Genomic DNA, 25,820 nt, shown 5'->3' on the forward strand with positions numbered 1-25,820 from the left:
CAGGCCTAGCAGCCTTCGAAGTCAGTCAGGACCTTAACTTTCGACGCCGACGCGGAATCTGGATCGAAGTTGTAGCCGATCCATTCCCGGGCCAGGCGCCGCGCCAGTTCGATGCCAACCACGCGCTGCCCCATGGTGAGGACCTGGCAGTCGTTCGAGAGGATCGAGCGCTCCACGGACAACGAATCATGGGCAGTGGTTGCCCGGATGCCGTCCACCTTGTTCGCCGCGATGGCAACGCCGATTCCTGTACCGCAAAACAGGATGGCCCGGTCTGCATCGCCGTCGCGGATCATTTCCCCCGCCGCAATCCCCACATAGGGGTAGGGCTTAGTGAAGTCAGCTGCTGCATCCGAGTGATTGACGCCAATGTCGATAACCTCGCTGACGCGTGGATCCTGCCGGAGATCCTCAAGGACCTTGTCCTTGTAATCCACTCCGGCTTCATCCGCGCCCAGTACAACCCTTAGTCCCATTGGTAGTCCTTCCCTTGTCATGACTATGCTCCTGCCGCCGCCTGGGCGGAACCGGTACGTGCGGGAGCGGCATCGCTGCCGGCAAGATGCGCTCCCATTACGGTGAAAATCATGGCGAGCGAGATAGCACCCGGATCGGGCGTTCCCAGGCTCTTCTGGGCCAGTGGCCGGGCGCGGCCTTTGAGCGGGAGAAGATTCGCCGTGGCATCGGCTGCAGCCGTTGCCTCCCGTGCCGCGTCGTCCCACGCTGCATCAACCTGCGTCCCGTCAGCTACGAGCCGGCTGAAGGTGGAGGTAAACGGCAGCAAAGCGTCAACCATGGTTTTGTCGCCGGTTTCTGCCTTGCCAAGCTGGACGATGCGGTTCGAGAACGCGTTTACCGCTGCTGCCAGTCTTGTGCGGTCCGGGGCAGCAGCGTTGCCCAGCGTTTCGCCCAGCGCCCGCAGGCCGGCCCCCCAGAGGACGCCGGAAGTTCCACCGGCCTTATCCGCCCAGGCGTCACCGGCAGCCGCCAAGACATCTCCTGCACCGGCACCCTGCTCCAGGGCGGAGGACGCTGCTGCTGCGGCGGCGTCAATACCGCGTACCATCCCCCGACCGTGGTCGCCGTCTCCGGCGATGGCATCGAGCCTGCCCAGCCGCTCCTCCGCATCATGCAGGCGGGTTTGCACGGCTGTGATGGCAGCCACGCAACGGCCGGCGTAATCCCGTGAGTCGTCGGTTGCGACGAAGGCGGCAAAGGTTGCGTCGTCGTCGCCAATCTCTTCCGAAGCTGCCGGGCCGGTCCCCCTGGCAGCGTTGCCACGGCGGTAGGCAGGCGTTTCCGCGGGTGCACGCCACAAGGATTCCAGCTCTTCGTCCAGCCAGGTGACGGTGAGCGAGGCGCCGGCCATATCCAGGCTGGTCACCAGCTCGCCCACTTCCGGCATCACCAGCATGTAACCGGCTGCCCGCAACAACGGCGCGACGGTGCCCCAGAGTACGAACAGTTCCTCATGCTTGGTGGAACCCAGCCCGTTGAGGATGACCGCAATCCGCTGGCCCGCATTCGGCGGGGTTTCGGCAAGCAGTCTGGACACGAACTCCTGGCCCAGTTCCCTGGCGGAGGGTAGCGCGGTGTCAAAGAGGCCGGGCTCACCGTGAATTCCCAGCCCCAGCCCCATTTGGCCTTCCGGGAGGGAGAACAACGGCGCGTCAGCACCCGGGAAGGTGCACCCGGAAAAAGCACTGCCTATGGTGCGGGTCTGCGCATTGGCCTTGCGGCCAAGGCGGGCCACTTCCGCCAGGTCTGCTCCGGCCTCAGCCGCAGCACCCATGATTTTGAAAACGACGAAGTCGCCGGCGATGCCGCGGCGCTTATCTGCTTCGGACGGCGGAGCGCTGGCAATGTCATCGGTCACCAGGACGTTTTCCACGGCGATGCCTTCGGCGCTGAGGCGTTCGCTGGCCATGCCGAAGTTCATGACGTCACCGGCGTAGTTGCCGTACGTAAAGACGACGCCGGCACCCGACTCCGCGGCCTTAGCCACCGAGTACGCCTGTTGGGCTGAAGGGGAAGTGAAGACGTTTCCCACCACGGCGCCGTCGGCGAACCCGTCCCCGATCAAGCCCGCGAAGGCTGGGTAGTGGCCGGAACCGCCACCGGCCAGGACAGCCACCTTGGGCTGTGCCGGACGGAGCCGCCGGACGGCCCCTCCGGGTACCTGGCGCACCAGGTCCGAGTGGATATCGCAGAAGCCCGACAGGGCTTCCTCGGCGAAGTCCGATGGGTCATTGCAGATCTTGGTCATGGCGTGTTCCGGTTCCCTGTCAGCTCGCAGTCTTAGTGGAGGTGGCTTCCACCGTTGATGTCCACGGTGGTGCCCGTGAGGTACGCGGCATCCTCGGAGGACAGGAACGTGATCACGGCGGCTACTTCTTCAGTGGTGGCGTTGCGGCCCAGGGGGATGCCGGCGTTGATGGCAGCCTCCTGTTCCTCGGTGCTGCCGACGCGGATGTTGGTGTCCACGGCGCCGGGCGTAATGGCGTTGACGGTGACGCCGGTGGTACCCAGCTCGCGGGCCAGTGCCTTGGTGAAGCCCAGGATGGCTGCCTTCGCTGCGGAGTAAGGAACCTTGCCGAAGACGCCGCCGCCGCGCTGCGCGGACACTGAGGACATGTTGACGATCCGGCCCCAGCCGTTCTCGATCATGTCCGGGAGGAAGGCCTTGGTCACCAAGTAGGTGCCGGTGGCGTTGACGTCCATGACCTTGTGCCACAGTTCAAGGGTGGTCTCCAGGAACGGAAGCGGCGAGGTGATGCCCGCAATGTTGGCGAGGCCGCCGACGACCGGAAGGTTACCGCTGCTGACCTCGGCCTTGACCGCCTGGTAGGCGGCGTTGACGGACGCTTCGTTGGCGACGTCGATCTCGTGGCCGAACGCGGGAACGCCGAACTCATTGCTGATTTCCGCAGCAACCTTGGCGGACTTTTCGCCATCGAGGTCCAGGATCACAATGGCCCAGCCCTCGCTGGCGTAGCGGCGGGCAGTGGTGAGACCGATTCCGCGGTCGGAGGTGGCCCCGGTAAGGACGGCGGTGCGCTGGATGGTGTTGCTCATGATGCTCCTACTTAGTGCGATAGATGAAAGAGTTGTTGTTTACGTTGGAAGTGCTGGTTGTACGGATTAGATGAGATCCGAGATGAAGCTTGCAGCTCTGGCGGCGGCCGCCGGGCGTTCGTCGTCGGTTACGTCCCGCGTTTCAAGCTCGAGTGAAAAATGGCCGGTGTAGCCGTGGTTGGCGAGTCGTTTCAGGCCGGCCGCAAAATCGGCGGCCCCGTTGCCGATGCTGAGGTTGATGTTCCCCGGCACGGCGTCCCGCAGGTGGACATGGGAGATTCGGCCCCGGTGCCGGTCCAGGTACTCCAGAGGGACCTCCCCCGCTGCCACGATGTGGCTGAAGTCCATGACGATTCCGACGTCGCTTCCTTTCAGGCGCTTAGCGAGCAGCTCCGCCCGCTCCAGGTTCCAGCAAAAGCGCAGGAAGTGCAGGGACTCGGTCCACAGTTCGACGCCGGCATCCTCCGCACGCGCTCCGGCCCACCGAAGCTGACCGGCAATGGTGTCCAGATCCTCTTCGAGGCTTAGGACCGGCTCGTGGCTGAGTGCTCCGCACGGCAGGACCAGGGCCTTCGCTTCGGTTTTGGCTGTCAGGGCCAGGAGCGCGTCCAGGTGCCGGGAACGTGCGGCTTGCTCGTCCGCGCCGAGTACGGCGTTGAGATCACCGATGTCCCCGTTCACGGAGCGCACCCGGAGCCCGGAAGCCTGCACTTCCACTGCTACTTCATTGATAGCCGCTGCATCCAGTTCGTACGGAACGTGGTCACAGACGCCTGGCAGGGCACCCAGATCAATTTCTTTGAAACCAAGGCCCGCGATTGTTTTCAGTGCGGTACCGAGCTTTTGGTGCCGGAAGCTGATGGACGAGCAACCGAGTCGGGTATTGAACATCTTCGTTGATCCTCTACAAGGTCATGGGTGACTTGTATCACTATAGGCATCCCACTGTTGACAGTCAACCTCAGACATTGACGGTTGACATTGATAATGACGCAGGTCACACTTGTCGTATCATGTGTTAACAGTCGACAGTGCTGGGGCGCCCAACCGCCGCGACACTCATCGAAAGGGATTCACCAATGAGCAACGAAGCTCTCAAAATGCGGGGCCACGTCCACGGCACCAAAGACGCCAAGCGCGTCGCCATCGGCTCCGGAGTCGGCGCCGTCATTGAGACGTACGACTTCATCGGTTTCGGCACTGCCGCGGCCTTGTACTTCGGGACAGTCTTTTTTCCCAACACCGACCCAGTGACCGGAACCCTGGCCGCCTTTGCCACCCTCGGCGTCGGCTTCGCCGCCCGCCCCATCGGCGGCATCATCGGCGGACACCTCGGTGACAAAGTCGGCCGCAAGCCGGTCCTGGTGGCCTCCCTGATCCTCATGGGCGTGGCCACGTTCCTCATTGGCCTGCTGCCTACCTACGAGCAGGTGGGACTGCTCGCTCCGGCCCTGCTGGTGTTCGTCCGCATCGTCCAGGGCCTGGCGTTTGGTGCCGAATGGGGCGGCGCCATCCTCATGAGCTACGAGCACGCACCATGGAAATCCAAGGGCAAATACACCGGCATCGTGCAGGCCGGCTTCCCGGTAGGACTCCTGCTGGCCAACCTCGTCTTCCTGTTCAGCGTCAACCTCGGCGGCGAGCTCGCCTGGCGCGTTCCCTTCCTGGCCAGCATCGTACTTGTCGTCGTCGGCCTTATCATCCGCGCCAAGGTGCCTGAGTCCCCGGTCTTCGACGAGGTGAAGGACAGCGGCGCAATCGTCAAGAATCCCATCATCGAGGTCATCAAGACCGACTGGCGCAGCATCGTCCGCGGCATCGGCCTTCGCATCGCCGAGACCGCTGGCTACGCCGTCTCCATCACGTACATGATTTCCTACCTCCACACCCAGCAGCTGGCGGACAAGACCGAAACCCTCGTTGCCCTTTGCATCGCCTCCTTCATCGGCATTTTCGCCACCATGGCCTGGGCACGCCTCACCGACCGCATCGGCCGCCGTCCCCTCTACATCTGGTCTACGGCCTTCGCCGCACTGTTCGGCATTCCAATGTTCCTGCTCGTCAACACCGGAATGTTTATCTTCGTCATCGCCACCATCGTCATCTCCTACGCCGTCTGCCAGAACTCGCTTGCCGGCGCCCAGGGCTCCTGGTTCCCGGAGCTGTTCCAGGCCAAGACACGCTCGTCCGGCGCATCGCTTGCCTACCAGATCTCGGCAATGGTCTCGGGCTTCACCCCCTTCATCACCACCTTGCTGTTTGTGGCCCTGGGCTGGATGGGCCCGGCGTTGCTCTTCAGCTTCTACGCCGCAATCGGCCTGTGGGCAGCACTCGTCACCCGTGAAACCTGGGGCAGGCGGGAACGCCAGCTTGCTGACGAAGCAACCATCAACACGCCCAACACGGTGAGCGTCTGATGACCACCACACACCACGCAGAGACGGAAGCAGTCATGCCAACAGCGACGGTTCAGGACCGGGTCACCAGGATCAGTGCCGCTGCGTACCGGATCCGGCATCATGCCCTTAATATGGGCGAGGTACAGGGCCAGGGTTATGTGGGGCAGGCCCTGGGAGCCGCGGATATGTTCGCGGCCGTGTACGCGGATCAGTTGCGCTTTCGCGCCGAGGATCCGCACTGGGAAGCCCGCGACCGCTTCCTGCTCTCCACCGGCCACTATGCAATCGGCCATTACGCGGCCCTCGCCGAAGCCGGCATTGTCCCGGTGGAGGAACTGGAAACCTACGGCTCGGATGACTCCCGGCTCCCCATGTCAGGGATGTCCACCTACACCCCGGGCATGGAAATCTCCGGTGGGTCCCTGGGCCACGGCCTGACCATCGCCGTCGGGATGGCCCTGGGCCTGCGTCATCAGGGTTCCCAGGCCCGCGTATACAACTTCCTCTCCGACGGCGAACTGGACGAAGGATCAACGTGGGAAGCTGCCATGGGTGCCCACCACCACCAGCTGGGCAACCTGACCGCCATGGTGGACATCAACGCCCTGCAGGCCGACGGCAAGACCGACACGGTGCTGCGCACCGAGCCGGTGACCGAGAAGTGGGAATCCTTCGGCTGGTACACCCAGCGGGTAGACGGGAACGACATGGCCGCGCTGCTGGAAGCGTTCGATAACGCAGCAGCCCAGGCCGCCGCCGTCGGACGTCCCTCCGTCATCTTGTGCGACACGAAGGTCGGACGCGGTGTTCCGCTGCTGGAAGACCGCGAGAAGGCGCACTTCATGCGCATCGAAGAACACGAATGGCAGACCTGCCGCGAGCAGCTGACTGCCGGTTACGAGGGAAAGGCTTCAGCATGAGCACCACCACCGAGGCCCCGGACACAACAACAGCAACCAAGCCGAAGCTGAAGACCTCAGCGATGATCGCGTCCTTCGCCGATCCGGGCCAGAAGACCTCTTCGGCACCGTTCGGGCACGCACTGGTCAAGGCCGCGCAGGAAAACGACAAGATCGTCGGGCTCACCGCGGACTTGGGCAAGTACACGGACATGCACATCTTTGCCAAGGCCTTCCCGGAGCGGTTCTTCCAGATGGGCATGGCCGAGCAGCTGCTCTTCGGTGCAGCGGCCGGCCTGGCCGAGACCGGGCTGGTGCCGTTCGCGTCCACCTACTCCGTGTTCGCCGCCCGCCGCGCCTACGACTTCCTTTGCCTGGATGCTGCAGAACCGAACCTGAACGTCAACATCGTCGGCGGCCTGCCCGGGCTCACCACCGGGTATGGGCCCAGCCACCAGGCCACCGAGGACATGGCGATCTTCCGCGGCATGCCCAACCTCACCATCGTCGACCCCTGCGACTCAATCGACATCGAGCAGGCCGTCCCGCAACTGGCAGCCAGCGACGGCCCCACCTACCTGCGGCTGCTGCGCGGCAACGTCCCCACCGTCCTGGACGAGTACGACTACACCTTCGAACTCGGCAAAGCCAAGGTCCTGCGTGGCGGCAACGACGTCGTGTTCATCTCCAGCGGTTTGATGACCATGCGGGCGCTGCAGGCAGCCAAGGCACTCGCGGCACACAACGTGGACGTCGCCGTCGTCCACACCCCCACCATCAAACCGTTCGACGCCGCCACCGTCCTCAAGGAGATCAACACCGACCGGCTCGCCGTAACACTGGAAAACCACTCCGTGGTGGGCGGGCTGTTCGAAACCGTGGCCTCCGCCGTCGTCACCGCCGGTGTAGGCAAACGCGTGGTACCCATCGGACTCCCGGACCAGTTCCTCGACGCCGGAGCCCTACCCACCCTCCACGACCGCTACGGACTCACCGTAGACCGCATCGTGGCGAAAATCCTCGCCGAACTGAAGTAGGCATTTCCATAGAAGCGCGGGGCCGCACCAGCCGGCCCCGCGCTTCTGACGTAGCATCAAAAGATAAAACATCGACTGTAAACAGTCGACCACTGACATTGAGGACGGACCAGGATGGCCGGAGCATCAGCAACCCTGTTGGGATTGCAAAAGAAGAGCCTTCGCGAACAGGCGCTGTCCGCTCTGCGCGCCGCCATCACCAGCGGCGAGCTGGAGCCGGGCCGGCACCTGGTGGAGACGGAACTGTCGGACATGCTCCAGATCAGCCGGGGCACGCTGCGTGAAGCCCTGCGCCAGCTGGAGCAGGAAGGCCTCCTGTCGGCCGGGCCCCGCGGCCGGTTGTCCGTGCGGCACCTGGACGCCAAGGAGATCCGCGACATCTACGCCGTCCGCGCCGCCCTCGAAGCCCTCGCTGCCCGGACGCTATGCGAAATTCCGGACCGCGCCATTGTGGTCAAGGCGCTGCACGAGGCCATCGATGTTATGGAAGCAGCCCAGGACGAGTCACTGGAGGACAGGGTTGAATCGGACCTCGAATTCCATCGCACCCTGTGCAGGCTGACCGGGAATGAAACTTTGCTGCACTCCTGGAATTCACTGGAGGGTTCCATCCGGATGTCCATTATGTTTGCCGGCCGGGAAAAAGGCATCAAGAACATGGGTGTGGACCGCCACCGGGAAATCGTTGCCGCCATTGAAACAGGCGATGCCTCCATGGCCCGGCAAACCATCATCGTTCATATGGAGAATGCCGCCGCCAATCTCATGGCCTGAGGCTTCCACCCGCCCGTAATCCCCTAAAGGATGCCGGTGAATCAGGACCACGCATGTGTGTCATGTCAGGCACTGCCCTCCGCTGGCTAGGCTATAGCCATGGAATCGACTTCGCCTGAGCTCGCCCGAGCCGTCGAGCGTTTGAGGCGCCGCGCCGCCGGTGGTGACCGCGTAATCCTCGGCATCACCGGAGCGCCCGGCGCGGGAAAATCCACCGTGGCGGCAGCGGTGCGGGAGCTCCTTCAGCCGGTGGCCGCCGTCGTGGTTCCCATGGACGGTTTCCACCTGGGGAATGCGATCATCGACGGCACTCCACTGCGGGAGCGGAAGGGCGCACCGGACACATTCGACGTCGGCGGGTACTCTTCGCTGCTGGCCCGGCTGGTACGGCGGGACGAGGATGTTGTGTACGCCCCGGAATTCCGCCGCGAGCTGGACGAGCCGGTGGCGGCCTCAATTGCCGTCCCGGCGGACGTGCCGGTTGTCATCACCGAGGGCAACTACCTGCTGGCAGGTCTCCCGGCCTGGAAAGAGGTCAGATCAATCCTCACGGAGGCCTGGTTTGTGGAAACCCCAGAGGAATTGCGGATCGAACGGCTGGTGGCCCGGCACATGGCATTCGGCATGGACCGGGCCGCAGCCGCCGCGTGGGCGGCCGGGCCGGACCAGGTCAACGCGGACCTGGTCCGGCGCACCCGGGCGATTGCCGACGTCGTCATTGCGTGGGGTTGACGGCGGCAGGACTCAGACTACAGACGCGTTCATCAGAGCCACAGTGATCAGCACTGAGATGCCCAGCATCGGCAGGCCGAGCAGGATGTTCGTTAGCCGGTTGTCCCTCATCACGGCCACGAATTCACGCAGGAACGCACCGGGAACGAAGTACCGTGCGGTCGGGGCACCCACCACCTCCGCGTTCAGCCGTTGACGACGGCATAGAAGGGCCGCCCGGAGCACGTGGTAGTTGTTGGTGCAGACGAGCAAGGGGCCTTTGATGCCTCTTTCGGCCAGTAGGCGTGCGGAGTTGCCGAGATTTTCACTAGTGGTTCGAGACTGGTCCTCTTCCACAACATCGAGCTCGTCGGCGCCCTTTGCCACCAGATACTCCTTCATAGCTTCCGATTCCGCCCGGGGCTCGTCCGGCCCCTGACCACCGGAAGGGACCAGCAACGGCTTCGCGGGTCTGGTTCGCTCATAGATTTCCAGGGCCTTGTTGAGCCGTGAGGCGAGCAACGGCGTAACGCCGCCGTCGATCAGTCCGGAACCCAGGACAATGACGGCGGCCGGGTTTGAGTCAAAACGCATCCGCGAATACACGACGGCGTAGCCCAGGAACACGACGAACGCGCAACCAAGGTAGGAGCACAGGAAGAACGCCAGCACTGCGACGCCGGCCAGCACCGGCTGCCCGCTCAGCACCAAGAAAGACGCGATCACTGGAGCCAGGAACACCGTTAAACCAACCACGAACGGCAAAAGGCTGGTAATCCCCCGGCCCTCCTTTCGGACCATGGTCACCCCGTTAGCGATCAGGAACCCAGCGAAGACCAAAGCACACAGCGGAGGGAGAAGCAGCACAGCGAGGTGCAGCCACTCGAACCAGGGATTCAAGGAAATCAGGAACACGAAGAGGGCCTGAAGGAGGAACCAGGACGCCGCCGCCAGCAGCACACCGTTGCGCAGCCTCCGCCGGTCCGTCTGAAACGAGGCGAGGAAAAGGCCGGCAAAAAGGAGGCCAAGGACCAGATTCATCATGATCCAACCCTAGGCAAAACTCCTTCTCCGTGCGGACTCTGTGCGGCACTGGTGCAAGCCGCGAGTTCCCTCACCAGACCTGGGCCTGCGGTGGCCTAGGCGACCGGCAGCACCAGGAGGTAGCCAGAGGGCAGGTCGCTGCTCCAGCGTCGCGGCTCGCGGACAACGAACTGCGTCGCCAACTCCTCGGGGGTGAGCAGGCTGTTAGGAGCGGGCGACGGGCCCCATTGACCGCTGCCGTGCGGGTAGAGCGGATCCTGGACATGGACGCCAGTGACTGAGAACCCGGAATATTGGGCGGGGTCGCCGAGCGATTCGAATCCGCTCATAACCCACGCGTGGCGACCCCGCCACATCACCAGGCCAACCGGTCGGCCTGTGTCCGTGATGGCTCGCGCCGCCGTCCGGAGAGCCTCTCCGTAGTCGGCAATGCTCACCACGGTATAGGGACCCATCCCGGTCTCGGTCAGCACCTGCGCCCAACCCAACGGATTGGCACCGTTGTACGAGTCGAACGACCGCGCGCGTGCCATCTCCCACAATTCACTCTGCTGAGCTGGATCGGCCCACGTGCCGCCGCCGGTGTCATCGATGAGGTTGTGCGCGATCTGGATGCTCGCCCCAACACACCAGTCAAAGGTGTACTGCGGCACGAAGTCCCCCTCCTGGTAGAGGTTGTAGGCGAATGCCTGAGGCACCGGGGCGGGCGTAGGCACCGAAGTAGGGGTGAGTGTCGGCGTGGGATCCGGCGTCGGGGTTGCCGGTGCGGGATCTGCAGCAGGCGGCTGGACCGATAAGGTCGTGGTCGGTTGCTCGCTGGCGACCTCGTCGAGGCCGATCGATGGGGTGCAGCCCGCGACAAGGGTGGCCAGGGCTACGAGCCAGGCCAGACGACGGGGATGGGCACCGGTCATGATGGAGCCAGTTTAGCGCGGGGCGTTGGGGATGGCGCAGCAAATGGCGATACGACGGTATGTTCATCGCATGATCCATAACGTGCATGAGCGGGTAATAGCGGCACCGGCAGACGAGGTAGGAATGCTGATCGATTCGCTCGCCAGCAGGAAGGACCGGCTCTGGCCACGGTATGAATGGCCGGCGATGCGCTTAGACGGTCCTCTTGGTGTGGGTGCGGCCGGAGGGCATGGCCCAGTGCGGTATTTCGTGACCTCATACCAGCCCGGACGACGGGTCGAGTTTCAATTCACCGGCCCAGCGGGTTTCAACGGCGGCCATTCCTTGACCGCCGTGGCCCGCACAGAAAATTCGACCCTGCTCCGCCACGAGCTTCATATGTCACTAAGCGGAACAGCGGTATTTAGCTGGCCGCTGTTTTTTCATCCCATGCATGATGCGCTGATCGAAGACGCCTTAGACCGCGCGGAAAGGGAATGCGGCGCTTCTCCCAGTCCCCGCTCTCGGTCGCTGTGGGTGAAAATTCTTCGCGCACCGTTCTCCGGACGGACAGCGCGACGGCGGGACTCGCTCTAAAAGTTCTCCCACAGGACCAGCCGGGTTAGGTCCCGGTTTTTCGGGTATCCAAACATGCGCAAGTTATATACCCGGCAAATGGAGTAATACGGGGTTTTTCCTCGCGGAGCTCACCGTTTGGCACTTCCCCTAAATGCCCCTGAACAGCCATAATGCTGGAATTGTCCTTCCCGCCTGACGACTAGCACTCCTCCGCGACTGTATTCCGGGCATATGAGGCTCTAGGCAGGCTGCACTTTCGGGCGTACAGTCCTTCGTTAAAGCCACCTGCGCCCGTGGGCGGCTGGTTTTTTGGGTTTGCCTGTTGGGGGAGGAATTGCCATGCGACACAGTTCTGAACAAGTCGATTCACGAAAGCCAGCCACGGGATTGATGCGACGAAAAGCCGCAGCAGCACTGAGCGCGGCATCCGGGGTCGCCCTGCTGGCCTTTGCAATGCTCTCGCCACAGTCACCCGCGTTCGCGGCCACGGCACCCGATCTTGGCACCGCAGCCTCATTTTCAGTCCTTGGCGCCGAAACTGTTACCAACACCGGCCCCACCACCTTGGAGGGGAATCTCGGGGTGAGCCCGGGAACTGCAATCACCGGGTTCCCCCCCGGCCAAGTCCTCCCTCCGGCGACTATTCATTCGGCCGATGCAGTGGCCCAGCAGGCGCAGGCAGACGCCACAACAGCCTACAACGATGCCGCCGGGCAGCCAACGACTGCCGTTGTAACGGCCGACCTCGCGGGCCAGACGCTGGTCGGAGGTGTCTACACGTCAACCAGCACTATGGGGTTGACCGGACAGCTCACACTTGATGGCCAAGGCGATCCTGGCTCCGTGTTTATTTTCCAGGTCGGCTCCGCATTAGACGTGGCCTCGGGCAGCAGCATCGTTCTCATAAACGGCGCCCAGGCCTGCAATGTGTTCTGGCAGGTAGGCAGTTCAGCAACGATAGGCACCACCGCGGATTTCGTAGGCACTATCATCGCTCAGACGTCGGTTACAGTTCAGACTGGCGCAAGAATTGAAGGCCGGGCAATCGCCCTCACCGGGGCGGTCACCTTGGATTCCAATGTCTTCACCATGCCATCCTGCGACACAACAATACCTACCGGAACAGGCACGGCAACCGCCACCGACACGGTAACCGCGACCGACACCGCCACGGCAACCGACACCGCGACCGCCACCGACACCGCCACGGCAACCCAAACGGCTACCCAGACATCAACCGCCACAGGCACCGCGACCGCGACCGCCACCGACACCGCGACCGCCACCGACACCGCCACGGCAACCCAAACGGCTACCCAGACATCAACCGCCACAGGCACCGCGACCGCGACCGACACCGGAACGGCCACCCAAACGGCTACCCAGACATCAACCGCCACAGGCACCGCGACCGCGACCGACACCGGAACGGCCACCCAAACGGCTACCCAGACATCAACCGCCACAGGCACCGCGACCGCGACCCAAACCGGAACGGCCACCCAAACGGCTACCCAGACATCAACCGCCACAGGCACCGCGACCGCGACCCAAACCGGAACGGCCACCCAAACGGCCACAGGCAAGGCAACCGCCACCCAAACGGCCACAGGTAAGGCAACCGCCACGGCTACCAAGTCCGCCATCGTTGCCAGAAATCGTGGGACCAATGTCGATACTGCGGCCTACGCCTTCGATAACCACTCCGGCGGCGGATTGACGGCCTCCGGTTCATTCGTGGTCGGGCTGGCCGGGGTGGGCGGAATTCTCCTCGGAGCCTGCTTGATGGTCGGCAAACGCCGGGACAGTCAGGACTAGCGCCTTGCGGCGGCAACGCGTTCCACAAGGCCGGCATTGCTCCAGGTCTGTCTCGGAAGAACGCGCCCGCCGCCTGGCCACCGTCTGTACTGCGGTCCTGCTGACCCTGGTGCTCCTGGGCTGGTGGTGGACACAGGTCAAAATGCCGGACTCGGTGGCATCTCCCGTTTCCACTACCAGCCCTGACCATTCACTTCCAGCAGCCGCCCCGGCCGTTTCGTACTCCCCAGGCGCCCCGTCTGAGTCATCAGAGGCGGCGGCTGAGGTTCCGGCTTCCGGCAATGGCTCGCCGCCCTTACACATCGCCTATGAGGCAGTAGGTATGGACCAGGCTGTCCTCCCCCTGTCTCCGACGGAGCAGGAGACGGAGCTCGGCTCGATCGTCCCGCCTCAGACCACAGATGCATACTGGCTCAGCATGTATGGAATGCCGGGTGTGGAATCAACGAACACCACTTACATCGTGGGGCACAGCTGGGAGGGCAGGACTTCTGCCTTCAACAACATCAGCGCCAGGGCAAAACCTGGTGATCAGCTCACCGTCACCACGGAAGAAGGGCCCCTGAAATACACAATCGATGAGGTCACCACTGAGGACAAAGACAGCCTGAAAGACAGCTCGATCTGGGTGAAGGTGCCGGGGAAGCTTGTCCTCATCACCTGCTACACGGCAGATATATGGGAAACAAACATCATCATTCAGGCCAGCCCCCAGCCTGCCGGTTAGTTCGTGTGCCTCCGATTTGCGCCACTCCCCCACGCGTTCACTGTCAGGGAGCTGCCCTGCTCCACGCGCAGGGAATACACCCCCGGATGCCGGGGTTGCCAGCAGTGATCCCAATTGCGGAAACGAAACGGAGACACTTATGGCGCAGGTACAGCTCGGCGACAACCTCTCGGTCAGCCCGCTCGGCTTCGGCGGAATGGCGCTCACGCCCGTCTACGGCGGGGTGGACCCGGACGATGCCCTGAAAACCCTCCACCACGCCGTCGATTGCGGTGTCACGTTCATTGATACGGCGGACATCTACGGCGGCGGCGGCAACGAGGAACTTATTGCCCGGCTGCTTAAAGAACGACGGGACGAGGTCCAATTGGCCACCAAGTTCGGCCTGGTGGGCAATCCCGCGGCCGGCTACACAGACATCAGGGGCGACGCCGCCTACATCCGGCAGGCAGTCGACGCCAGCCTGCAACGGCTGGGCACGGACGTGATTGATCTCTACTACATGCACCGCCGCGACCTCCGGGTTCCGATTCTGGAAACCGTGGAGGCCATGGCGGCCCTGGTGCAGCAAGGCAAGGTCAAGCACCTTGGCCTGTCCGAGGTGACGGCTGCCGAGCTGGCCGAAGCCAATGCCGTCCATCCGATCGCCGCCGTCCAGAGCGAATGGTCCATCTGGAGCCGGGACGTGGAACGCAACGTTGTTCCTGAAGCGGCCCGCCTGGGCGTGGGCTTTGTGCCGTACTCACCGCTGGGCCGGGGATTCCTCACCGGCACCGTTGATACCTCCAGCCTGGGAGCCAACGACTTCCGACGCCGGATCCCCCGGTTTGCGGACGACGCCGCTGCCGCGAACCAGCAGGTGGTGGACACCGTGCGCGGCGTCGCGGACCAGCTTTCCGCGACGCCCGCGCAGGTTGCCCTCGCCTGGCTCCTCAACCAAGGCACGCGATTGAACCTGTCGGTGGTCCCCATCCCCGGCACGCGCAAGACACACCGGATCGACGAGAACCTGGGCGCGCTTTCCCTGGAACTGAGCGGCACCCAACTGGAGGCACTGGACCAGGCAGCAGCCGCCGTCGTGGGTTCACGGTCCGCGGACCCCAACTGGGTGTCCGAGGGCCGTGAATAAGGTCAGTACCCTGGCTCGCAGCGGACACCCTTAGAGGGTGGCGGTGTCGATCACAAAGCGGTAGCGGACATCGGAAGCCAGTACGCGCTCGTAGGCTTCGTTGATCTTGTCAGCGGCAATGACTTCGATTTCTGCGCCGAGGCTGTGCTCTGCGCAGAAGTCAAGCATTTCCTGGGTCTCGCGGATACCACCGATGGACGAGCCGGCGAAGGAGCGGCGGCCAGTGATCAGCGCGAACACGTTCACCGGGAGCGGTTCCGCCGGGGCACCCACGTTCACCAGTGCGCCGTCGAGCTTCAGGAGCTGCAAGTACGCGCTGATATCGATCGATGCGCTGACGGTGTTGATGATCAGGTCGAAGGTCCCGGCGAGTTGCTGGAAGGTTTCCGGCTCGCTGGTGGCGTAGAAGTAGTCGGCGCCGAGTTGCAGCCCGTCTTCCTGCTTCTTGAGCGACTGCGAGAGGACCGTGACCTCAGCACCCATGGCATGGGCCGTCTTCACGGCCATGTGGCCGAGTCCACCTAGTCCCACGACGGCCACCTTCTTGCCGGGCCCGGCGCCCCAGTGCTTCAGGGGCGAGTAGGTAGTGATGCCTGCGCATAGCAGCGGCGCGGCCGCGTCGAGGGCAAGGGATCCGGGAATGGTGACGACGAAGTCCTCGTTCACCACGACGTGGCTGGAGTAGCCACCCTGGGTGATCGTTCCGTCGCGGTCCACGGCGCCATAGGTCCCGATCATGCCCTTGATGCAGTATTGCTCCTCACCGGCCTGGCAGTTCGCGCACTCCCTGCAGGAGTTGACCATACAGCCGACGCCGACACGGTCGCCCACCTTGTGGCGGGTCACCTCTGCACCCACTTCGCTGACGACGCCGGCAATCTCGTGGCCGGGGACGAGCGGGTATTGCTGTGGTCCCCAGTCACCGCGGACGGTGTGGATGTCAGAGTGGCAGATTCCAGCGAATTTGATGTCGATCAGCACGTCGTGCGGGCCCACAGCACGGCGTTCGATAGTAGTGCGGGCCAGGTCGCCGGTAGCGGACGGGGCAGCGTAGGAAACTGCGGTTGTCATGTTTCTCCTGTTGGTTGTTGGTTGGGTGATAGGAGTGACGGTGGTTATCTTGGAAACGCTGTGCGGTGTCCGGCCATGTGAGCAAGAGCGCGACGGCGCCCGGCCAGGCCATGACGACCGGCAGGACCAGCCCGTCGAAGGCTCATCGCGGCAATAACGATAACAGCTGAAGCCTGGCCAACGGTGAGGAGCACGCCCGCCATAACGAAGGAACGCAAGCTCAAGACCACCAGACGGCGATGCACCGCCGCGACCGCCGCGTTCCGAATGTGGAAACCGTGGAGGCAAAGGCGGCACTGATGTCGCAAGGCAAGGACAAGAACCTGGGTGTCCGAGGGCCGTGAATAGACTGGTCGCATGGACTCACTCATTCACGACATGCGGGACATCACCATCCGGCGCATTTCCGTCAGCGAGATGGATAACAACGTCTACCTGCTGACCTCTAAGGCCTCCGGCGCGCAGCTGCTGATCGACGCCGCCGATGATCTTCCGGCCATTCAGGCGCTGCTGTCCGACGCCGCTTCCGACGCTACGGCCGTGCCGCAGCTGGAACTGATTGCCACGACCCATCAGCACTGGGACCATGTGCGGGCGTTGTCGGCACTGGTGGGCCTGACAGGAGCGCCAACTGCTGCGGGAACCGACGACGCCGGGGCGCTGCCGGTAGCGGTCAGCCAAACTCTGGAACACGGTGACCCGTGCATTGTGCATGGCTTTGAGCTGACAGCAGTCCACCTGCGCGGTCACACTCCGGGATCAATGGCGTTTGTGTACCAGGACCCCGAAGGGCCGGCGCACATCTTCTCCGGAGATTCGCTGTTCCCCGGCGGCGTGGGCAACACCCAGAAGGACGCCGGGCGCTTCAACCAGCTGATCACAGATGTTACGGAACGGCTCTTTGACGCCTACCCGGACAACACTTTCGTTCATCCCGGCCACGGCAAGCCCACCACCCTCGGCGCGGAACGCCCGCACCTTCAGGAGTGGCGCGCCCGCGGCTGGTAGCCCCCTATAACCAACGAACGGCCGCACCCCTGACGAGGGGTGCGGCCGTCGTTGACATTTCAGTGGCTTTAGCGGCCGCGGCGTTCATTCGAAGCCGGAGCCGATGCGCGGCGAGGACCGCTGCGGGCGGGACGGCCGCCACCGTTGCCGGTGCCGGCGCCGTAGGATCCGCCTGAGGTGCCACCGGTGTTGGAGGACCAGACGGCCTTGTTTCCAGCGTTGCCGGCGTTACCGCCGTTGCCGGTACTGCTCGAGGCAGAGCCGGAACGCTGGCCGCCGGTGGCAGCAGCTGCACGCTGGCCGGTCGCGGGACGGCCGCTGCGCTGGCCACCGCCGGTAGCCGGTCGTCCGGTGCCACCGCGGGGAGCGGCGCTGCGCGTAACGCGGGAATCCGTGCGGCCTTCAGCGGCGCGTCCGTCCGAACCGCGGCCAGCCGATGCACGGCCACCTGCCGCGGGGACGTCGTTGCGGTGCGTTCCGGCTGCGGTACCGCGGCCACGTGCGTTGCGGCGTGCCGCCGCTGCTGCGATGGCACGATCCTCATTCTGCTCGTTCATGCGGTCTACCGCCGCGCGGGCCTCGGTGCGGCCTTCGAAGGCTACAGCGCGGCGCTCGGCGCGGGGTACATCGGTGCGTGTTGATTCAGCGGCCACCCGGCCGCGTCCGCCACGCCCGCCACGGCCACCCGCAGTGGGTGCGCCCTGAACTGAACGGTTGGCACGCTTGCGCTGGGCGTTGGCCCCGGTGGAAGTGCCACCGCCCTGGTTGGATTTTGCTGCCTGCAGCGCGGCGCGGGTGCGAGGATCAACCTTGTCCGCGATGTCACCTACGAGTTCGGCCACCAACGGGGAGTTGGCAGTGACGCGCTCAAAGTTGACCTCGACGCCGGCAGCCTTCATGAGCTTCTTGACGTCGCTCTGCTGCTCCGGAAGGGTCAACGTGACCACTGTGCCGTCCGAACCTGCGCGGGCCGTACGGCCTGAGCGGTGCAGGTAGGCCTTGTGTTCTGTGGGCGGATCAACGTGGATCACCAATTCGACGTCATCCACGTGCACGCCGCGGGCTGCGACGTCGGTGGCCACCAGGACGCGAACGTCCCCGGTGGAGAACTCAGCGAGGTTACGGTCACGGGCGTTCTGCGAAAGGTTGCCGTGCAGATCAACAGCCGGGATCCCGGCGTCGGTCAGGGTCTTGGCCAACTTGCGGGCGTGGTGCTTGGTCCGCATGAAGAGGACACGGCGGCCGGCACCGGAAGCAAGCTCAACAATCAGCTGCTTCTTGACGGTCTGGTCATTGACCACCAGGACGTGGTGCTCCATGGTGGTGACCGCGGCCTGCGGGTCATCCACGGAGTGGGTCAGCGGGTTGGACAGGTAACGCTGGACGATCTTGTCCACGCCGTTGTCCAGGGTGGCCGAGAACAGCAGTCGCTGGCCTTGGCTGGGGGTCATGTCCATAAGCTTCTTGACCACGGGCAGGAAGCCCAGGTCAGCCATGTGGTCCGCCTCGTCCAGGACGGTGATTTCCACGGCTTCAAGGGTCAGGATGCGCTGGCGGATCAGGTCCTCCAGGCGGCCGGGGCAGGCGATGACGATGTCGACGCCGGCACGCAGCGCCTTCTCCTGGCGCGCCTGGGAGATGCCGCCGTAGATCACGGTGGTGTTCAGGCCCAGCGCCTTGGCCATCGGCTCGATGGTGGCGTTGATCTGGGTGGCCAGTTCACGGGTAGGTGCAAGCACCAGGCCCATGGGGCGGCCGGGCTTACGGAAGTGCTTTGCTTCCCGCTCAGCGAGTCTTGCTACAAGCGGGATGGCGAAGGCAATGGTCTTACCGGAGCCGGTGCGGCCGCGGCCAAGGACGTCGCGTCCGGCCAGGGTGTCAGGGAGAGTTTTGACCTGAATGGGGAACGGCTCAACAATTCCCTGTGCGGTCAGAGTGTCTGCGAGAGCCTTGGGAGTTCCGAGGGCAGCAAAAGTAGTCATGTATTTATACGGTCTTTCAGGCGGTATCCAAGCGGATATCGGCCCCCGGTGCCGGTTGGCCCAAGGGTTCGCCGAAGAAAAGTCAGGTGATCAACCAGGCTTTCAGCCTTCTAGGCTTTGTCCGGGACCAAATGGAACGCGTTCATCGACGCAGGATGTGCCTCTCACATGAAAAAGCCCGCTTCCCCCAATAAAGGGACTCCAAACAAGGAGCAAGCGGGCATCACTGCACATCAAGTTCCACCAGTCTAGCATCTTTGGCCGCCGGCCCCTCCCGGGCGGCTGGCTACCGAGCCGTCCCGTGCTGCTGCGGCGGACTATGTGTTGCGGTTGCGGACCGGCCGGGGCAGGCTTGGAACCATGACCGAACACACGCACGAGGCCCGCACTGCCCACTCCCACGACTCCGGCCACGAGCATGGAGACGGGTTGCCCGCGGACGCCGCACAGCTGTGGGATGGCATCTACTCGGAACGCCCGCAGAAATGGAGCGGCCGGCCCAATCCGCAATTGGTCAAGGAAGCCGGTGGCCTGAAACCGGGCAAGGCCCTGGACCTGGGCTGCGGCGAAGGTGCGGACGCCCTCTGGCTCGCTGAACAGGGCTGGACCGTGACCGCCGTCGACGTTTCCGCCGTCGCCCTGGAACGCGCAAAAGAACACGCACAGGGCAGCGTCCACGTCCATGGGGACCGGATTTCCTGGGAACAGCACGACCTCGCGGAGTGGACGCCGGAGCCTGAATTCGCCCTGGTTTCCGCACAGTTCCTGCACTCCACCGTGCTGCCGTGGCAGCATGCACTGGCCACCGCGGCTGCGGGAGTGAGCCCCGGCGGGACGCTGCTGGTGGTCGGCCACCACCCGGACCATCTGCCGCCGGGAGGCAACCATGAGGGATCGGACATGTTTTTCACGTCTGAGGAGGTCGTTGCCGAGCTACGCCTGGAAACCCCCGAATGGCAGCTTGAAGTCTGCACCGTACGTGAACGCAGCGCCACGGCACCGGACGGCCGGGACTTCACCATTGGCGATGCCGTGCTCCGCGCCACCCGTCTGATCATTGATATCTAGGCTGGTCCTCCTGAACCCCTGACCCCACCCGCGGCGCCACCAGGACCGCCGCGACCGCCAGCACCGCCGCGAAGGCGAAGACCCCTGCAAAGGACCCTTCCGGCGTCGTAAACGCTGCGAAAACCAGTCCCGTCGCGGCGAGGGCCAGCGCTCCGCCCAGCGAGTCCGCGATGGAGAGGGCGGAGCTGTTGAAACCCTCGGTGTCTTTGGTGGACAGTGCGAGCATCATCACGCTCAGGCGCGGGTACATCAGCCCCATGCCGCCTCCGGCGAACAACCAGGCAACAATCGCGACGGCGGCAGGCCAGTTGAGCGTGGCAGTGGCCAACACCATGCCGATAGCGCCGACGACCATCAAGGTACCGAACCATACGGCGGTGCGGTGGCTCAGCCTGGTGCCGAGCCGTCCCTGGATCATTGACGCTGCCGCCCACGCCACGGCTGCGAGGGTGAGTGCCAGGCCGGCAAACGCCGGGGTAAAGGCGTAGCGCTCGATCAGCAGGTACGGCAGGTACACCTCGGCGCCGAAGAACGCCGCGGAGACCATGCCGCGGGACAGGATGACGCTGGGCAGTCCGCGCCGGGATACCAGCGTTCCCGGCGGCAGCAGCGGCCGCACAGCAAGGAAGGCAACCACGACGGCGGCAAGGGCCACGAGCGGTCCGGCCAGCACCAGGCCTTCCGCACGGATCTGGCTGGACAGGTTGAGCGCCAGGACGGCGACGGCAGCCAGCAGAGCCCAGCCGAGGCGGCCCAAATCCCAGCGGACCGTTTCGGCAGCCGGTTGATGGTCGATCCCGCGCAGCACCGGAACGATCATGGCGAGCGCGGGAACCACCAGGAACACCACGCCAAGGAACACCCAGTGCCAGCTGATGACCTCAGCCACGACGCCCGCAGCGACCGGGCCTACCAGCGAGGGAATGACCCAGGCGGCGGCGAACGCAGCGAAGATCTTGGCGTGCAGCACCGGCGGGTACACCCGGGCCACCACCACATAGAGGGCCACGGTGATGGCTCCGCCGCCCAGCCCCTGCACCAGCCGGCCTGCCACCAGCGCGCCCATGGTGGTGGAGGTTCCACCGATCAGCAGGCCCACAACAAACAGGGCTACGGAGGTGTAGAGCGGCAGCGCGGGTCCCCGCCTGTCGGACCAGTTTCCGGCCGCGACCATGCCGATCACGCCGGTGGCCAGCGGGCCCGCGAAAGCGAGGGCGTAGAGCGCCGCTCCATCGAGTTCACGGCTGACCAGCGGCATGATGGTGGTGACCGCCAGCGACTCGAAAGCGGTGAGGAAGACCAGCGCGCACGAGCCGATGGTGGCCCAGAGGTACGGGCGCCTGAGGATGCCGCCGGCGGTCGAGCCCGTCGAGACCCCGGTGCCCGGCTGGGAATCTATGGGAGGGCTGGAATCGCTCACTGCGGAAGCCTGGTTCGTAGTCATGGACGCAACGCTAGAACCTCAACTATTGTTGAGGTCAAGGCGGGCAGCGGCCCAACACCGGACCACTTGGGGGAAGCATGCCACAGCACGGCATCACGGCGCACCATACCCTCAGCATCGGTGAGTTGGCGCAACGCAGCGGGGTGGCGCCGTCGGCCCTTCATTTTTACGAAAGAAGCGGACTGATCAGTTCCGAGCGTACGTCCGGCAACCAGCGAAGGTACCGTCGCGATGCGCTCCGGCGGGTGGCGTTCATCCGGGTGTCCCAGCGGGTGGGCATTCCGCTCAAGGAGATCCGCACCGCGCTGGAGTCGCTGCCGGACGGCCGGACGCCCACCAAGCGCGATTGGTCCCGGCTCTCGCGCCTGTGGCGGACCGAACTGGACCAGCGTATTGCGGCCCTGGAACACCTCCGTCGGGACCTGGACGGCTGCATCGGCTGCGGCTGCCTCAGCCTGAAATCCTGCCGGCTGCAGAACCCCGACGACGGACTGCGGGTTCAGGGAGACGGCCCGGTGCTGTGGACCTCCCCCTCCCCAACTGACTAACATTTAATGTCGTCATTTAGCGTTTTGAGTGCGTTAAGTGCCAGTCAGTTGAGTGGGTGGGCGCAGGTCAGCCGCCCACGTACCGCTTGATTCCCGCCCGGTAGCCAAACACCGCGGCGAGCGCTCCCACCACCAGGAACAGCACTCCCGCGGCGGCAAACGTCCCGGTCACCTGGTGCAGCTGCCCCACCAGCAAGGTGCCGCTGGACCCCAGCCCGTAACCAACGCCCTGCATCATCCCGGACAGCCGCGCCGCAGTGTGGCCGTCCCGCGTGCGGAGCATGATCATGGTCAGGGCAACAGCGGTGAGGCTCCCCTGCCCCAGTCCCAACAGGCCCACCCACACCCAGATCAGGTCCAGCGGGCCGAAAATACTCAGCGCGAACCCGATTCCCGTCATCAGCGCCACTGCCACGTTGATGGCCTGCTGGTCCCACATCCTCGCCGCCAATGCCGGGGCGAAGAGGGAGCCCAGCATCTGCAGCACAATCGAGGCAGCGACCAGCGCCCCGGCTGTGCCGCCGTCGATACCGCGTTCGCGGAGGATGGGCGAGAGCCACGCGAATCCGCTGAAGGACATCATGGCCTGCAGCACCATAAACAGGGTCACTTGCCAGGCAACGCCGGAGCGCCAGACGCTGATGCCGCCACCGGCAGGCGGGGCAGGATCAGTGCGCTTCCGGAGCGCCAAGGGCAGGAACAGCAGAAGTACGACGGCGGCGGGAACCGACCAGAACCACAACGCCCCGGTCCACTCCCCCGTAGCCGTGTAGACCGGGTAGGTAAGGCCGGCTCCCAGCGCGGCCGAGGCGCAGATTGCGGTGGTGTACAGGCCGCCCATCAGACCGAGGCGGTGCGGGAAGTCCCGCTTCACCACTCCGGGGAGCAGCACGTTACACAACGCGATCGCCGCCCCGCACAGCGCAGTTCCGGCCAGCAGGGTCGGCAGATGGCCGGAACCCGGCACCTCCCAGGGACGCAGCAGCAGGCCGGCTGTCAGTACGGCCATGGCACCCAGCAGCACCCGCTCAGCCCCAAAACGGCGGGCCAGGAAGGGGGCAAGCGGCGCGAAAACGCCCAGGAGGGTCACCGGTACCGTGGTAAGCACCACCACCGCCCAGCCCGGCAGACCGACGTCGGCGGTTAGTTCCGGAAGTACCGCGGAAAAACTGGAGAAGACCGTGCGCAGGTTCAGGCCGATCAGTACCAGGCAGACGCCCAGGAAGGCCAGGCGCCGGCGGTTGCCGGGCGGCGCGGCCTTGATGTTCAGCGCTGCATCGGATGCTTTGGTCACGGGGCCATTCTTGCAGGGCAACTGCTCGGGCCACGAGCGGCCCGGGCCCACAGGGACGGTGCTGGCCAGCGCCGCCTATGCGGGGCCAGGCCACCTATGCCCGCAGGGTGATCGGCAGGCAAGCCGGCGTACCTTATTCACAGGGTGCGTTCACCCGGCTGTCACCGGCACCTGATAGCTTCGGCGCATGGATGATCTAACGCAGGCCCCGCTGGCGCAAGCCCCCCGTGATCTCGCGGACCGGGAAGGCTTTGATGAAAACTTCCTGGGGCTGGTCCTGCCTGTCCCCGCGCTCCGTGGCGTAAAGACGGTGCTGCTGCCCTATACGCATTTTTCCGTGTTGCTGCGCCCGGACAAGCGCCTTGCCGCGGTGACGGCACTTGGAATCGATGGCGCCAGGCTGTTTGAACTGGACCGCTCCGGCATCAATTGGCGGCTGGACCCGCGGCTGCCGGAGGGCCAGCAGGCAGGTGAGGCGTTGTACGCCCGGAACGACATTGACCGCGGGCACCTGGTCCGCCGGGCGTCCGCCGTCTGGGGCACCACCCGGGCTGAAGCCGCTCAGGCTAACCGGGACACCTTCTACTACACCAACGCCGCCCCACAGGCAGCTGACTTCAACCAGGGTATGGAACTCTGGCTGGGGCTGGAGTCCTACCTGCTGGACCACGCCACGGACTACAGCAGGCGGCTGGTGGTGTTCACCGGCACGATCTTCGGCAGCAAGGACCCGGTGTACCGCGGCGTCCAGATCCCGCTGCAGTTCTTCAAAGTGGCCGCGTTTATCCAGGACGGCCAGCTGGCCGCCACCGGATACGTCGTGGACCAGACGCCGCAACTGGCCGAGCTTCCGGACGTACCGAGGCCCGGGGCCCGGGAAAGCGAAAAGGAGGCCCCGCCGCTGGGTCCGTTCCGCACCTTCCAGGTCCCCATCCGGGACATCGCCGCGCTGACCGGGCTCGATCTGGCACAGCTGGAAGCGGCGGACCGGATGCCTGCAGCCTCAACGCTGCCCACCGCCAGGGTGGCCACCACCTGGCGGCTGCTTGGCGCGCCCGAAGACCTGGACTTGGATTTCGACCTGGAGCGGTAACGAGCCAACTTGATCTACAAGTTGTTAACTTGTATCCTCAGTGAAGTGGCGATGATGCCCTTCCAGCCGAGGAGAACCCAATGAGTGCAGTCGACCTCATCCGACACGTCAAGCTGTCCACCGCCACGCTGCCGCTGGCCGTACCCATCAGCGACGCAAAAGTGTTCACGGGCCGGCAGAAGCCCATGACCGAGGTGGTGTTCCTGTTCGCGGAGATCGCCACGGAACTGGGCCATCACGGGCTCGGCTTCAGCTACTCCAAGCGGGCCGGCGGTCCTGCACAGTATGCCCACGCCAAGGAAGTGGCCGAAGGGTTGATCGGCGAGGACCCCAACGACATCGGCCGGATCTACACCAAGCTCCTGTGGGCCGGCGCATCGGTGGGCCGCTCGGGCGTCGCCACCCAGGCACTTGCCGCTATCGACATCGCCCTTTACGACCTCAAGGCAAAGCGTGCCGGACTCCCCCTGGCCAAACTGCTGGGCTCCTACCGCGATTCCGTGCAGACCTACAACACTTCCGGCGGTTTTCTCAACGCCTCTTTGGACGAGGTCAAGGAGCGCGCCACGCAGTCGCTGACCGACGGGATCGGCGGTATTAAGATCAAGGTAGGCCTGCCGGACAGCAGGGAAGATCTGCGCCGTGTGGCCGGCATCCGCGAGCACATCGGCGCGGATGTACCTTTGATGGTTGACGCCAACCAACAGTGGGACCGCGCCAACGCCCTTCGCATGGGCCGCCAGCTGGAGGAATTCAACCTGGTCTGGATCGAGGAACCACTGGACGCCTACGACTTCGAAGGCCATGCCCACTTGGCTAACGTTCTGGACACCCCCATTGCCACCGGCGAGATGCTGGCCTCCGTAGCCGAACACAAGGGCCTCATCAACGCCAACGGCTGCGACATCATCCAGCCTGACGCGCCGCGCGTCGGCGGCATCACGCAGTTCCTTCGGCTCGCCGCGCTGGCTGACGAACGCGGACTTGGCCTGGCTCCGCACTTCGCCATGGAAATCCACCTGCACCTGGCCGCTGCCTATCCGCGCGAGCCCTGGGTGGAGCACTTCGACTGGCTGGATCCGCTCTTCAACGAACGCCTGGAAACCAAGGACGGCCGGATGATCGTGCCGGACCGTCCCGGCCTTGGCGTTACCCTCAGCGATCAGGCCCGGGCCTGGACCACCGAGTCTGTGCAGTTCGGCGAACCGTCCGCCACGTAACCTAGG

General features: G+C 64.6%; 23 protein-coding genes. 13 read left to right on the forward strand and 10 right to left on the reverse strand.

Going from position 1 to position 25,820, the window contains the following annotated elements; all coding sequences use genetic code 11:
- Window positions 1–5: 5 nt before the first annotated feature.
- The 4 genes from ACWA13_RS15870 to ACWA13_RS15885 all read right to left on the reverse strand — a co-directional run bounded on the left by ACWA13_RS15870 (window position 6) and on the right by ACWA13_RS15885 (window position 3,966).
- Complete coding sequence (locus ACWA13_RS15870; RefSeq protein WP_463935149.1) at window positions 6–497, reverse strand: ribose-5-phosphate isomerase; 492 nt, start codon at window positions 495–497, stop codon at window positions 6–8.
- Window positions 498–499: 2 nt separating this feature from the next.
- The gene (locus ACWA13_RS15875) at window positions 500–2,266 is read right to left on the reverse strand and encodes a dihydroxyacetone kinase family protein (RefSeq protein WP_463935150.1); all 1,767 of its coding nucleotides are present in this window, start codon (window positions 2,264–2,266) and stop codon (window positions 500–502) included.
- 32 nt (window positions 2,267–2,298) lie between these two features.
- A complete protein-coding gene (locus ACWA13_RS15880; RefSeq protein WP_463935151.1) occupies window positions 2,299–3,075 on the reverse strand; it encodes an SDR family NAD(P)-dependent oxidoreductase in 777 nt (258 codons plus the stop codon).
- A 66-nt stretch (window positions 3,076–3,141) separates the two neighbouring features.
- Window positions 3,142–3,966 (reverse strand): sugar phosphate isomerase/epimerase family protein, encoded by an 825-nt coding sequence (locus ACWA13_RS15885; protein ID WP_463935152.1) that lies wholly within the window; start codon window positions 3,964–3,966, stop codon window positions 3,142–3,144.
- 188 nt (window positions 3,967–4,154) lie between these two features.
- On the opposite strand from ACWA13_RS15885, the gene ACWA13_RS15890 reads away from it, so the two are divergent.
- From ACWA13_RS15890 to ACWA13_RS15910, 5 genes are all read left to right on the forward strand, one after another.
- Window positions 4,155–5,492, forward strand: a complete 1,338-nt coding sequence (locus tag ACWA13_RS15890) for an MFS transporter (RefSeq protein WP_463935153.1) — start codon at window positions 4,155–4,157, stop codon at window positions 5,490–5,492.
- Window positions 5,493–5,527: 35 nt separating this feature from the next.
- Window positions 5,528–6,394, forward strand: a complete 867-nt coding sequence (locus tag ACWA13_RS15895; RefSeq protein ID WP_463937954.1) for a transketolase — start codon at window positions 5,528–5,530, stop codon at window positions 6,392–6,394.
- Window positions 6,391–7,410, forward strand: coding sequence for a transketolase family protein (locus ACWA13_RS15900; RefSeq protein WP_463935154.1), 1,020 nt, complete (start codon window positions 6,391–6,393; stop codon window positions 7,408–7,410). The genes ACWA13_RS15895 and ACWA13_RS15900 overlap by 4 nt, the downstream gene beginning before the upstream one ends.
- Window positions 7,411–7,524: 114 nt before the next feature.
- A complete protein-coding gene (locus ACWA13_RS15905; RefSeq protein WP_463935156.1) occupies window positions 7,525–8,184 on the forward strand; it encodes a GntR family transcriptional regulator in 660 nt (219 codons plus the stop codon).
- A gap of 99 nt (window positions 8,185–8,283) precedes the next feature.
- A complete protein-coding gene (locus tag ACWA13_RS15910; protein ID WP_463935158.1) occupies window positions 8,284–8,916 on the forward strand; it encodes a nucleoside/nucleotide kinase family protein in 633 nt (210 codons plus the stop codon).
- Window positions 8,917–8,928: 12 nt separating this feature from the next.
- On the opposite strand, the gene ACWA13_RS15915 is transcribed toward ACWA13_RS15910, so the two are convergent.
- Both ACWA13_RS15915 and ACWA13_RS15920 read right to left on the reverse strand, forming a co-directional pair.
- Window positions 8,929–9,939 (reverse strand): YdcF family protein, encoded by a 1,011-nt coding sequence (locus ACWA13_RS15915; protein WP_463935159.1) that lies wholly within the window; start codon window positions 9,937–9,939, stop codon window positions 8,929–8,931.
- Window positions 9,940–10,034: 95 nt separating this feature from the next.
- Window positions 10,035–10,655: a hypothetical protein gene (locus tag ACWA13_RS15920; RefSeq protein ID WP_463935160.1), complete on the reverse strand. Its 621-nt coding sequence runs from the start codon at window positions 10,653–10,655 to the stop codon at window positions 10,035–10,037.
- 1,147 nt (window positions 10,656–11,802) lie between these two features.
- Here ACWA13_RS15920 and ACWA13_RS15925 point away from each other — a divergent pair.
- From ACWA13_RS15925 to ACWA13_RS15935, 3 genes are all read left to right on the forward strand, one after another.
- A complete protein-coding gene (locus tag ACWA13_RS15925) occupies window positions 11,803–13,230 on the forward strand; it encodes an ice-binding family protein (RefSeq protein WP_463935161.1) in 1,428 nt (475 codons plus the stop codon).
- Window positions 13,231–13,234: 4 nt separating this feature from the next.
- Window positions 13,235–13,957, forward strand: coding sequence for a class F sortase (locus ACWA13_RS15930; protein WP_463935162.1), 723 nt, complete (start codon window positions 13,235–13,237; stop codon window positions 13,955–13,957).
- Between the two features lie 139 nt (window positions 13,958–14,096).
- Window positions 14,097–15,086: an aldo/keto reductase gene (locus ACWA13_RS15935; RefSeq protein ID WP_463935163.1), complete on the forward strand. Its 990-nt coding sequence runs from the start codon at window positions 14,097–14,099 to the stop codon at window positions 15,084–15,086.
- A 30-nt stretch (window positions 15,087–15,116) separates the two neighbouring features.
- Here ACWA13_RS15935 and ACWA13_RS15940 read toward each other — a convergent pair whose 3' ends face one another.
- Window positions 15,117–16,157, reverse strand: coding sequence for an NAD(P)-dependent alcohol dehydrogenase (locus ACWA13_RS15940; protein WP_463935164.1), 1,041 nt, complete (start codon window positions 16,155–16,157; stop codon window positions 15,117–15,119).
- Window positions 16,158–16,514: 357 nt separating this feature from the next.
- Between ACWA13_RS15940 and ACWA13_RS15945 the strand changes: the two genes are divergently transcribed.
- Window positions 16,515–17,165, forward strand: a complete 651-nt coding sequence (locus tag ACWA13_RS15945; protein ID WP_463935166.1) for an MBL fold metallo-hydrolase — start codon at window positions 16,515–16,517, stop codon at window positions 17,163–17,165.
- Window positions 17,166–17,233: 68 nt separating this feature from the next.
- Here ACWA13_RS15945 and ACWA13_RS15950 read toward each other — a convergent pair whose 3' ends face one another.
- A complete protein-coding gene (locus ACWA13_RS15950; protein WP_463935167.1) occupies window positions 17,234–19,147 on the reverse strand; it encodes a DEAD/DEAH box helicase in 1,914 nt (637 codons plus the stop codon).
- Between the two features lie 360 nt (window positions 19,148–19,507).
- Here ACWA13_RS15950 and ACWA13_RS15955 point away from each other — a divergent pair, with 360 nt between their 5' ends.
- A complete protein-coding gene (locus tag ACWA13_RS15955; protein ID WP_463935168.1) occupies window positions 19,508–20,215 on the forward strand; it encodes a class I SAM-dependent methyltransferase in 708 nt (235 codons plus the stop codon).
- Here ACWA13_RS15955 and ACWA13_RS15960 read toward each other — a convergent pair.
- Window positions 20,202–21,659 (reverse strand): MFS transporter, encoded by a 1,458-nt coding sequence (locus tag ACWA13_RS15960; RefSeq protein ID WP_463935170.1) that lies wholly within the window; start codon window positions 21,657–21,659, stop codon window positions 20,202–20,204. The two genes, ACWA13_RS15955 and ACWA13_RS15960, sit on opposite strands and share 14 nt — an antisense overlap.
- A 77-nt stretch (window positions 21,660–21,736) precedes the next feature.
- Between ACWA13_RS15960 and soxR the strand changes: the two genes are divergently transcribed.
- A complete protein-coding gene (soxR, locus tag ACWA13_RS15965) occupies window positions 21,737–22,207 on the forward strand; it encodes a redox-sensitive transcriptional activator SoxR (protein ID WP_463935171.1) in 471 nt (156 codons plus the stop codon).
- Between the two features lie 67 nt (window positions 22,208–22,274).
- Here soxR and ACWA13_RS15970 read toward each other — a convergent pair whose 3' ends face one another.
- Window positions 22,275–23,501: an MFS transporter gene (locus ACWA13_RS15970; protein WP_463935172.1), complete on the reverse strand. Its 1,227-nt coding sequence runs from the start codon at window positions 23,499–23,501 to the stop codon at window positions 22,275–22,277.
- Between the two features lie 187 nt (window positions 23,502–23,688).
- Here ACWA13_RS15970 and ACWA13_RS15975 point away from each other — a divergent pair, with 187 nt between their 5' ends.
- Both ACWA13_RS15975 and ACWA13_RS15980 read left to right on the forward strand, forming a co-directional pair.
- Window positions 23,689–24,594 carry a DNA/RNA non-specific endonuclease gene (locus tag ACWA13_RS15975; RefSeq protein ID WP_463935173.1) on the forward strand — a complete coding sequence of 302 codons (906 nt, stop codon included), beginning with the start codon at window positions 23,689–23,691 and terminating at the stop codon, window positions 24,592–24,594.
- Window positions 24,595–24,674: 80 nt separating this feature from the next.
- The gene (locus ACWA13_RS15980) at window positions 24,675–25,814 is read left to right on the forward strand and encodes an L-talarate/galactarate dehydratase (protein ID WP_463935174.1); all 1,140 of its coding nucleotides are present in this window, start codon (window positions 24,675–24,677) and stop codon (window positions 25,812–25,814) included.
- Window positions 25,815–25,820: the final 6 nt, after the last annotated feature.

It is taken from the genome of Pseudarthrobacter sp. TRD_SC_9 (genome assembly GCF_055361265.1).

Excerpts from the sequence above, each read along its gene's own strand:
- ACWA13_RS15940 (WP_463935164.1), bottom strand. The coding sequence starts at position 16,157 with ATGACAACCGCAGTTTCCTACGCTGCCCCGTCCGCTACCGGCGACCTG.
- ACWA13_RS15885 (WP_463935152.1), bottom strand. The coding sequence starts at position 3,966 with ATGTTCAATACCCGACTCGGTTGCTCGTCCATCAGCTTCCGGCACCAA.
- ACWA13_RS15960 (WP_463935170.1), bottom strand. The coding sequence starts at position 21,659 with ATGACTACGAACCAGGCTTCCGCAGTGAGCGATTCCAGCCCTCCCATA.
- ACWA13_RS15870 (WP_463935149.1), bottom strand. The coding sequence starts at position 497 with ATGACAAGGGAAGGACTACCAATGGGACTAAGGGTTGTACTGGGCGCG.
- ACWA13_RS15975 (WP_463935173.1), top strand. The coding sequence starts at position 23,689 with ATGGATGATCTAACGCAGGCCCCGCTGGCGCAAGCCCCCCGTGATCTC.
- ACWA13_RS15890 (WP_463935153.1), top strand. The coding sequence starts at position 4,155 with ATGAGCAACGAAGCTCTCAAAATGCGGGGCCACGTCCACGGCACCAAA.
- ACWA13_RS15895 (WP_463937954.1), top strand. The coding sequence starts at position 5,528 with ATGCCAACAGCGACGGTTCAGGACCGGGTCACCAGGATCAGTGCCGCT.
- ACWA13_RS15880 (WP_463935151.1), bottom strand. The coding sequence starts at position 3,075 with ATGAGCAACACCATCCAGCGCACCGCCGTCCTTACCGGGGCCACCTCC.
- ACWA13_RS15925 (WP_463935161.1), top strand. The coding sequence starts at position 11,803 with ATGCGACGAAAAGCCGCAGCAGCACTGAGCGCGGCATCCGGGGTCGCC.
- ACWA13_RS15950 (WP_463935167.1), bottom strand. The coding sequence starts at position 19,147 with ATGACTACTTTTGCTGCCCTCGGAACTCCCAAGGCTCTCGCAGACACT.
- ACWA13_RS15905 (WP_463935156.1), top strand. The coding sequence starts at position 7,525 with ATGGCCGGAGCATCAGCAACCCTGTTGGGATTGCAAAAGAAGAGCCTT.
- ACWA13_RS15945 (WP_463935166.1), top strand. The coding sequence starts at position 16,515 with ATGGACTCACTCATTCACGACATGCGGGACATCACCATCCGGCGCATT.
- ACWA13_RS15900 (WP_463935154.1), top strand. The coding sequence starts at position 6,391 with ATGAGCACCACCACCGAGGCCCCGGACACAACAACAGCAACCAAGCCG.
- soxR (WP_463935171.1), top strand. The coding sequence starts at position 21,737 with ATGCCACAGCACGGCATCACGGCGCACCATACCCTCAGCATCGGTGAG.
- ACWA13_RS15875 (WP_463935150.1), bottom strand. The coding sequence starts at position 2,266 with ATGACCAAGATCTGCAATGACCCATCGGACTTCGCCGAGGAAGCCCTG.
- ACWA13_RS15915 (WP_463935159.1), bottom strand. The coding sequence starts at position 9,939 with ATGATGAATCTGGTCCTTGGCCTCCTTTTTGCCGGCCTTTTCCTCGCC.
- ACWA13_RS15935 (WP_463935163.1), top strand. The coding sequence starts at position 14,097 with ATGGCGCAGGTACAGCTCGGCGACAACCTCTCGGTCAGCCCGCTCGGC.
- ACWA13_RS15910 (WP_463935158.1), top strand. The coding sequence starts at position 8,284 with ATGGAATCGACTTCGCCTGAGCTCGCCCGAGCCGTCGAGCGTTTGAGG.
- ACWA13_RS15955 (WP_463935168.1), top strand. The coding sequence starts at position 19,508 with ATGACCGAACACACGCACGAGGCCCGCACTGCCCACTCCCACGACTCC.
- ACWA13_RS15980 (WP_463935174.1), top strand. The coding sequence starts at position 24,675 with ATGAGTGCAGTCGACCTCATCCGACACGTCAAGCTGTCCACCGCCACG.